Below are 8,222 nucleotides of genomic sequence, written 5' to 3'. Positions count from 1 at the left end.
AAAAGCAAACATATTAAAATGTGATTTTTATTGATGCCAATAAAAATAATCTGTGTTCATCTGCGTCAACTGTGGTGAACTCTCAACCTCAACCTCAACCTCAACCTTAATCTCAATCTCAACCTCAACCTCAACCTCAACCTTAGCTGTTTGTCATTCTGAGCGAAGCGAAGAATCTAACCTCTAATCATCTAATATCAATTAAAGTATGATAAGATGAGTCCCGATAAGTCGGGACGAGTTGCATCAGACCAATAACTTAGATAAATTTTGTCCGAATGAAACAAGCATGACAAGGTTTAGCACAAAAGAATATGTATAAAACTCAATCATGCGAGTTCCATTCGACCAATAACTTAGACTAATTTTATACGAATGAAAAACTACACAACGCCTTGTGCCATCATGGCCTCGGCAACTTTTACAAATCCACCGATATTGGCTCCTTTCACGTAATTGATTTTGCCGTCCATGCCTTTACCATATTTTACACATGTGGCATGGATATTATTCATGATTTGGTTCAGGCGGGCATCCACTTCATCGCTGGTCCATTCCAGCCGCATGCTGTTCTGGCTCATCTCAAGTCCGGATACCGCTACGCCTCCCGCGTTAACAGCCTTGCCCGGGGCAAACATAATTTTCTCCGTTGCATAAGCTGCAGCATCTGCGGTACAACCCATGTTGGAAGCTTCAGCAATCAACTGGCAGCCATTCTCAACAAGGGTCCTGGCATCTTCCAGGTTAAGTTCGTTCTGGATGGCACATGGAATGGCTATATCTACTTTTTGTTCCCAGGGACGTTTGCCAGTGAAAAATTCAACACCGTATTTTTCAGCATAAGGCTCAACAATATCCTGATTAGACGCCCTTAACTGAAGCATATAATCAATTTTGCTGCCTGAAATGCCATCGGGATCGTATACATAACCATCGGGGCCGGATATAGTAACCACTTTGGCGCCAAGTTCGGTCGCCTTGAGCGCTGCCCCCCAGGCAACATTTCCAAATCCCGACAAAGCCACGGTTTTCCCCTTCAGTGTGTCGTTCTTTTCTTTCAACATTTCACGCACAAAATATACGGCTCCAAAACCTGTTGCTTCGGGACGGATAAGACTGCCACCATACTCGCGCCCTTTACCGGTAAGAACTCCGGTAAATTCGTTTTTCAATTTTTTATACATTCCGAAAAGGTATCCGATTTCGCGGCCACCAACACCTATGTCGCCGGCAGGAACATCTGTATTGGGTCCAATGTGCCTGAACAATTCACCCATGAAAGCCTGACAGAAGCGCATGATCTCATTGTCCGATTTTCCTTTGGGACTAAAATCGCTTCCGCCTTTTCCCCCTCCCATTGGTAAAGAAGTAAGACTATTTTTGAAGGTCTGCTCAAAGCCTAAAAATTTGAGCCCACTCAAAGTAACACTGGGGTGAAAACGAAGACCGCCTTTATAGGGTCCCAGAGCAGAATTAAATTCTACCCGGTAGCCACGGTTAACCTGCACCTCACCTTTATCATCGACCCATGGCACACGAAACATTACGACCCGCTCGGGCTCGGTCATTCGCTCCAGAATTTTTGCTTTCTGATAACGGGGGTTTTCATTGTAGAAGTCCCATACAGTTTCGACTACTTCCTGTACGGCTTGTAAAAATTCATCTTCGCCAGGATTCTTTCTCCTGACTGCGTCCATAAAAGATTGAAATTTGTTCTCCATATCCCTGGATTTTAATATCTGATTTTAACATCAAAAATAGAGATATTTTGTTATACGGAGTAACAAATTGAAAGTTTTTATACAGGCCTGCATTGATAACGGAAAATATTCTTTTTCAGAATATTAACAACAAATAAATGGTTCTTATGACAAAAATCATCCATGGGAGTTTCAAAAAATGCAATAAATTGAAAGTATGAATAGAATAAACCGGGTTACTTTCTATTCCCTGGATATTCCCATCTGTGCCAATCGCGAACTCACATTTAATCCGCGGGCGATGGCATGAGATTTCTTAACCTCATACTGAATTTTACCGTCCCGTATCACAAAATTTATGGCAGCTCCCTGCTCAGTCATCCCCTCTTTTTCGGTGATCAGTAGCACAGAATCGCCCTTCAGATTCTTCAGAACTTCCGGGAATTGATAACTCTGCCAATGACCAACAAACATTATGTGGGGATCGCCCACCTCATCGGCCGACATGTAGTTGCGCACTTCAATAGGCTGATTTCCAATTACCTCATCAATAGATAGTCCGTTACCTGACTGCAGTGTTACCATGACGCAAAGTATTAATTATGAGAGAGTTGTGCTTAACGCAATGACGTATAATTAATTATCAAATACTTGTATAAGTTTAACGCAGTATTACCCACAAAACAGGTTAATAAACCCCACAAACAATAGCAGAGAAAAATTATCCTCTTTATACCCAAGTTGAGAGATACAAGTTTTGCGAAGTATTGCTTTATTCAGAGTTAACCCTGATTAAGAAAATATTGGCTTTCACTAATATGTTTAATGAAAGCCAACATTTTCTAATCATTGAGCAGAATCGCTCCGCTCGGCTCCGACGCTTGCTTGCAAGAATTTGAATTATAATCTCATTTTTGCTACATTTGACTTGCCTAAACACATTTAGTCATGGAACGAACTACACTTGGCACCGTAGCAAAAAAAGCGGGTGTGTCCAAAACAACAGCGTCATTGGTGTTAAACGGAAAAGCCGCCAGTGTGAATATAGCTCAAACAACCATTGAAAGAGTTAAGACAACGGCCGACCAACTAAATTACAAGCCAGGTCATTTCAATCCTGGCCGGTTAAACGGGAAAACAGGGATTATCGCTGTTATTGCATCCCATTTCTTATCCTGCAGGAACAGCTTATGGCTGCACCATATAATCGTTCAGCTAAAAACCAAAGGGTATGTAGTTGTTCCTGTTCTTTCGGGAGACGACATTATTACCTCAATAGAAAATACGATAGCTGATGGTTATATCATTCCGGACAAAGAAGCTGTTAATAGCCTAACCGGGAAAAACATTCCCGACATACCTTTAATCTGCGCGGGGTTTAAACCAACAAATGAAGGAATTGAGAGTATCTGTCCTGACTACAGGCATAGTGTAAACTCAATGATCTCATTATTATATCGTCACAATAAAAAAGCCATCGGTTTAATAGCAGAAGACTCCCGGAGTTTTTCTACCCAAAAAGTTATTGAAACTTATCGCGATAATTATTGCGACCGGTTTGATATTCCGGAAAACCTGTTTCTTCTATCTGCGACAGACAACCGTTCAGCGGCAATAGCAGAAGCCATAAAAGAAGTTACTGCAAAAGGGGCCAACGGAATTATTTTCGAAACACCTGAAATGGCCATTGAAGCTCTTTCACAAAAAAATGTACGTGACCTGGCAGCACAAAACCTGATGTTCGCATGTTGCGGGGAGCGACCGGAATTTAAGATGCTGGACAATGATATTTTGCTGGTGTGTCCAGAAAACATAGAAGAAATGACTGCGAAAGTTGTTGAAAAGCTTTTGAATATTGTTTCTGCAAACAATTCAGAAATGAGCCCGGTCTAAAAAGCATCTTTATTGCCAAACTCGTTGTTGTTTTAAATTTTTGCATCCTCATTAACAATGAGTTAACTCCTGTACAAAAATTTAAAACGCCTCGATTTTGACAAAAATATGCTTTTTATACCACACTTATAAACTTTACAATTAGTTGATAATCAATATATTATGAAATTACCAAAACAAATCACAACTTGCTACTTTCTCATAATAAAAACTTTGCGACATGGCGTCTTTGCGTTTAAAAAAACAAAAAATAAGTTTGCCAACAAAGATGCTTTTCAGACAGAGCTCATGGATGTTTAACGCGAGACATATATGAACCGGCGTGGTCCTATCCCGATGTTTTCATTATATTCTTTCACCCGGTTTCCTTCATTGTCCAGTACTATTACCGAACCGGGTTTAGTAAAGTCAGGTGACATTCCGCAATAGAGATTGCCGGTTTCAGGATGAACAGAAAAACCATAAGGACTTAAATCCGAGAAAGTACCGGAAGGTAATTCATCACTATCCGCCGATACTTCCCATACTCTGGCACCACCTGACCCGCCACCAAAGTATATTTTTTTCCTGTCCTTAGAAATGGCTATTTCTGTAGGACTTGAATATGAACTGATCTGAAGGTTCTTGCTTACTTCACAGGTTTCACCATCGATGCATGTAAGATAAGGTTCTGTCTGACTAACAACATTCCACTGTTTGTCATACTCGGTATAACCGGAAGACAACACCCAAACATCACCCTTGTAATCAACCACGAAATTCTGAGGACAGTCTCCAACTTCAATGGTTCTCTCAACTGTATTGTTTTCGGGGTTAATGACCGAAACCGTGTTGTCATATACGTATCCACCGCTATTAGCCACCCATATTTTCCCGTCAATCTCTTTAATTCCATGCGCCCCTTGTCCTGTCGGAATTGTAGCAACAACAGAATAATCAAATGGATCAATCACCAAAACTTCGCCTCCGTTCCCCCACTGGGAAAGATAAATCATGCCATTGTAAACAATTGCCTGACGCGGATTATTGACCGATCCGGTGATCTCACCCACATATTCAAAATTCTTATTGTTTACGACCACAACCGAATGAGAACTATTCAAAACGAGATAAGACAGAGTGTCAACAGAAACCATATCCATCAATACATCACCCAGTACTTTATCTTCACCGTTGGCCGCGGTAAAAAGATCGGCAAAAACCGTGTCCTTATCAGCCGGAATGAAAGAAACCGATGAATTACCTGCACCCCAGTTACCTTCATTCAATACAAATATTCCATTTGCAAAATTGCCCGGATCATGAATCTTCGTATCGTTGTTGTCTTCACAACCGGGGAAAAGTGCCAGCAACAAGGCCAGGCCAAAGATTCTCACTGCATTGAAACCCAAAAAACGGCTTCCTGAATGTTCAAAAATAAATCGTTTCATCAGTATAAAATTTATATAAGTTATAGATATGATTGAACTCGTATGTAAGAACTTATACATGTCCTGTTGTGGAAAACTTTGCCATGCTCGTTTCATCTTACATTTGTTAGAATTGTTAGAATTGTTAAAGTTGTTGATGTGTTAGTTGTTAGAATGTTATAAGTTTTATCACATTAGCTAACAATCTAATGATCTAATGATCTAATAATCTAATAATCTAATGACCTAATGACCTAATGACCTAATGACCTAATGACCTAATGACCTAATGACCTAATGACCTAATGACCTAATGACCTAATGACCTAATGACCTAATGACCTAATGACCTAATGACCTATTACGGCAATCTTTGCCATGCTCGTTTCATTTCCCCAAAAAATTAAATGGTTATATTTAAAGTAAATTTGTAATTACGTGGTGGCATGGCATACCAGGCAACTACCTGGTATTGGCTATCGGTAAGATTCAATACTTTTACAGAGATATCGGCATCGAGCCCCGCTAAAGGGAAACGATAACCCACCGATGCATCCATGATAAAATAAGCATCCAATGTTCTTTTATAATCGTAATACCGCTCTCCTTTGAAGCGACAGGCAAGTATGGAATAAAATGAATTCCTGGAAAATGCTATATTCGATGACATCTGATGCTTCGGAACATATATCATTTGTTTCTGGTCATACTCATCCGATGATGTTAATACCGAGCTGGTGTAGGTGTAAAAGATACGCCCTGAAAGTCTGATTTTATTTGCAACAGCACTGAAATTAAAATTAGTTTCGATTCCCCTGGTATCGCCATTCTTTTTATTTCGCGGTGTCCATTTTCCGCCATTTTCAGGCAACCAAACAATTATATCTTTTGTCGAAGAAGTAAAACCGGTTACACTCACCCCGTAAGAAAAACTTTCTCCTCCCCATGAATACATGATGCCGGCATCACCCGACCATCCCGACTCGGGTTCGAGGGCAGGATTGCCTACAGAGAAACCATCCTCCTTCCAGTAGAGATCATTTAAATTCGGAATCCGGTAATTACGGGAAATATTCCCTTTAACCCTAAATGCGTTTAGAAAACCATGTTCAGCACCCAACGAAAAAACCACCGGATGAATCTGACCATCGGTCATCTCATCACGTAAGCTTAATACTGCAGCGCCCGCACCACCCGACAGTCCCAACCGTCCGGACACAAATGCTGCAACTCTGTTTCGTGAAACGCTTCCCCTGTAACCATCCGACTCGGCGCTTTCAAAAGTATAATTAACACCTGCCAGAATGGAATGCAGCTCTCCCAAACGAAGTTTATATTCCGCCTCATTTATCCAGGAAAGAGAATTATTATCGGACTGCGGATCAGCCATAGCAGGATCGGAATAAACAACTTTGTTCCTTAATAGTCCCTGTTTTAAAGTCAGATACCCGGAGGCAGTATAATATTTATAATTAAGCGAAACAGCAAGGCTTTTGTCTGTCTGATTGGTCTCACCCGGTTGACGGCTGGTCATCAGAGTTTGCAGGTCTTTGTCGTAATACTGAACCCATACAGCCGAGGAAAGCAAAGAATGGTCATTGATGCGCCATTGATTCTCCTGGAGACCGCCCAACTGACTCACGCCGGCGTTGGTTTGAATTTCTTCAGGATGGCCTGTCCTTGATGTGTTCTTAAATGAAAAGTCGTTATCAGCGGTTTGGAGATACAAGGCAGTACGTGAGCCAAAATTTTTTGTGCCGGTTTTCAGACTGCCCGACATTGCTCCGAACCCAAAACTGCCCGCGGTTGCACTAACATCAGCAGAACCGGGCTTCCCCAACAGGTCGTTGCCATCCAGATGCACAACACCGGACATAGCACCGCTTCCGAAAAGTGTTGCCGCCCCACCATATTGTATTTTCACATTGCCAAAAAAAGACACCGGCAAAACGGAAAAATTAATACCCCCGTTCATAGGGCTTTTTATATTCAGACCATTCCATAATACAGCCGTATGATCTGCCAAACCTCCCCTCAGGCTGACAGAAGCCAATCCCCCTGCACCATAAGTTTTAAGGTTTACCCCCGAAGCAGCTGACAACAAGGATGAAAGAGACTCTGACTGATGAAGCTTTACCAACGAAGAATCAGGCTCCAGAACAGAAGCACCGACGGCATAATCCTGAAGACGCGACGACGTAATACGAACCTCCTCAAGCCTGACAGGTTCTTCCTGAAAATAATCCTGAGCACTAAGTAATACAGGACATGCACACAGACATGACACCCAAAAATACTTCAATAACATAGTCACAAATGATTAAACTGATTAATCATTCGCAACATCCGGTTTAGTGAAAATAGAACGGAAATAACTGTTCATATCTTCGCTTTTCCACCCGAAAGCTACGAATTGGTCTTCTGGCAGGTCTTCTGGCTTGCTCCGGTTTGAAACGCCTTCCCGGATTCAATTATCAATGACCAATTATCAATGAAAACATTAATGATTGATAATTGCTGACTGTTTCCAGTGGCAAGAGTATTTTTCAAACCAAAAAAGAGCTTACAGCTGCGGGGACAGCTCCGGACTTTAACCGGATTCCCTTTTAATCACCTCCCCGAAACGGGAATGGTGAACCAGTATTCTGATGACAAATGTAAAGCTATTTTTTTATTCCCAAAAAAAGGGTTTTAAAATTTTGCCTGTTTTTTTTATAGACCATAAAAAGTCTAAACGCAGAGACGAGATGACGCGAAGTTATAAAGAAGAGTATGACAGAGTATTGCTTTTATGCTGCTGTCTTGCAAATGTTTAAATTCCTGATTATCAGATACTAAAAAGATGGGAGAGATAGAACAGTTAGGTTGAGGTTGAGGCTGAGGCTAAGATTGAGGCTGAGGCTGAGAGTTTACCACAGATGACACAGATAGCCACAGATTATTAAATTACTAAATATTGAAGATCAATTTTAGTTATTAGCTTATTATTAGATTCTTCGCTTTGCTCAGAATGACAGAAAGCTCAGTGTCATTCTGAGGAGGAACGACGAAGAATCTCTTCCAACCAGACTGAGGCTAAGGTTGAGGTTGAGGTTGAGATTGAGATTGAGAGTTCACCACAGATTACACAGATTGACACAGATTTGACAATTATCAATCAGAGAGAGATTCTTCGCTTCGCTCAGAATGGCAGGATGCCCGGTGTCATTCTGAGGAGGGA

General features: G+C 41.3%; 5 protein-coding genes and 1 riboswitch. Of the genes, 1 reads left to right on the top strand and 4 read right to left on the bottom strand.

The features are described from left to right. Positions 1 to 383: 383 nt before the first annotated feature. Together gdhA and ATH1_RS19945 are read right to left on the bottom strand one after the other, a co-directional pair. Positions 384 to 1,721 (bottom strand): NADP-specific glutamate dehydrogenase, encoded by a 1,338-nt coding sequence (gene gdhA, locus ATH1_RS0117745; protein WP_010421406.1) that lies wholly within the window; start codon positions 1,719 to 1,721, stop codon positions 384 to 386. Between the two features lie 222 nt (positions 1,722 to 1,943). Beyond that, positions 1,944 to 2,285, bottom strand: a complete 342-nt coding sequence (locus tag ATH1_RS19945) for a YfiR family protein (RefSeq protein ID WP_010421409.1) — start codon at positions 2,283 to 2,285, stop codon at positions 1,944 to 1,946. A gap of 363 nt (positions 2,286 to 2,648) precedes the next feature. On the opposite strand from ATH1_RS19945, the gene ATH1_RS0117735 reads away from it, so the two are divergent. Beyond that, positions 2,649 to 3,593, top strand: coding sequence for a LacI family DNA-binding transcriptional regulator (locus ATH1_RS0117735; protein WP_010421413.1), 945 nt, complete (start codon positions 2,649 to 2,651; stop codon positions 3,591 to 3,593). 296 nt (positions 3,594 to 3,889) lie between these two features. On the opposite strand, the gene ATH1_RS0117725 is transcribed toward ATH1_RS0117735, so the two are convergent. Beyond that, positions 3,890 to 5,023, bottom strand: a complete 1,134-nt coding sequence (locus tag ATH1_RS0117725) for a YncE family protein (protein ID WP_010421418.1) — start codon at positions 5,021 to 5,023, stop codon at positions 3,890 to 3,892. A gap of 382 nt (positions 5,024 to 5,405) precedes the next feature. Then, positions 5,406 to 7,310 (bottom strand): TonB-dependent receptor plug domain-containing protein, encoded by a 1,905-nt coding sequence (locus tag ATH1_RS0117720; RefSeq protein ID WP_010421421.1) that lies wholly within the window; start codon positions 7,308 to 7,310, stop codon positions 5,406 to 5,408. 98 nt (positions 7,311 to 7,408) lie between these two features. Continuing rightward, positions 7,409 to 7,659: riboswitch (cobalamin riboswitch) on the bottom strand. Positions 7,660 to 8,222: the final 563 nt, after the last annotated feature.

Origin of the sequence: Anaerophaga thermohalophila DSM 12881, from assembly GCF_000191885.1 — a bacterium.
GTDB lineage: Bacteria > Bacteroidota > Bacteroidia > Bacteroidales > Marinilabiliaceae > Anaerophaga > Anaerophaga thermohalophila.
Note: the sequence above shows the minus strand (reverse complement) of the source record. Positions and strands in the feature narration are given on the sequence as shown.

What these genes read in the sequence shown, in the direction of transcription:
- ATH1_RS19945 (WP_010421409.1), bottom strand. Translation starts at nt 2,285, where the DNA reads ATGGTAACACTGCAGTCAGGTAACGGACTATCTATTGATGAGGTAATT.
- gdhA (WP_010421406.1), bottom strand. Translation starts at nt 1,721, where the DNA reads ATGGAGAACAAATTTCAATCTTTTATGGACGCAGTCAGGAGAAAGAAT.
- ATH1_RS0117725 (WP_010421418.1), bottom strand. Translation starts at nt 5,023, where the DNA reads ATGAAACGATTTATTTTTGAACATTCAGGAAGCCGTTTTTTGGGTTTC.
- ATH1_RS0117735 (WP_010421413.1), top strand. Translation starts at nt 2,649, where the DNA reads ATGGAACGAACTACACTTGGCACCGTAGCAAAAAAAGCGGGTGTGTCC.
- ATH1_RS0117720 (WP_010421421.1), bottom strand. Translation starts at nt 7,310, where the DNA reads ATGTTATTGAAGTATTTTTGGGTGTCATGTCTGTGTGCATGTCCTGTA.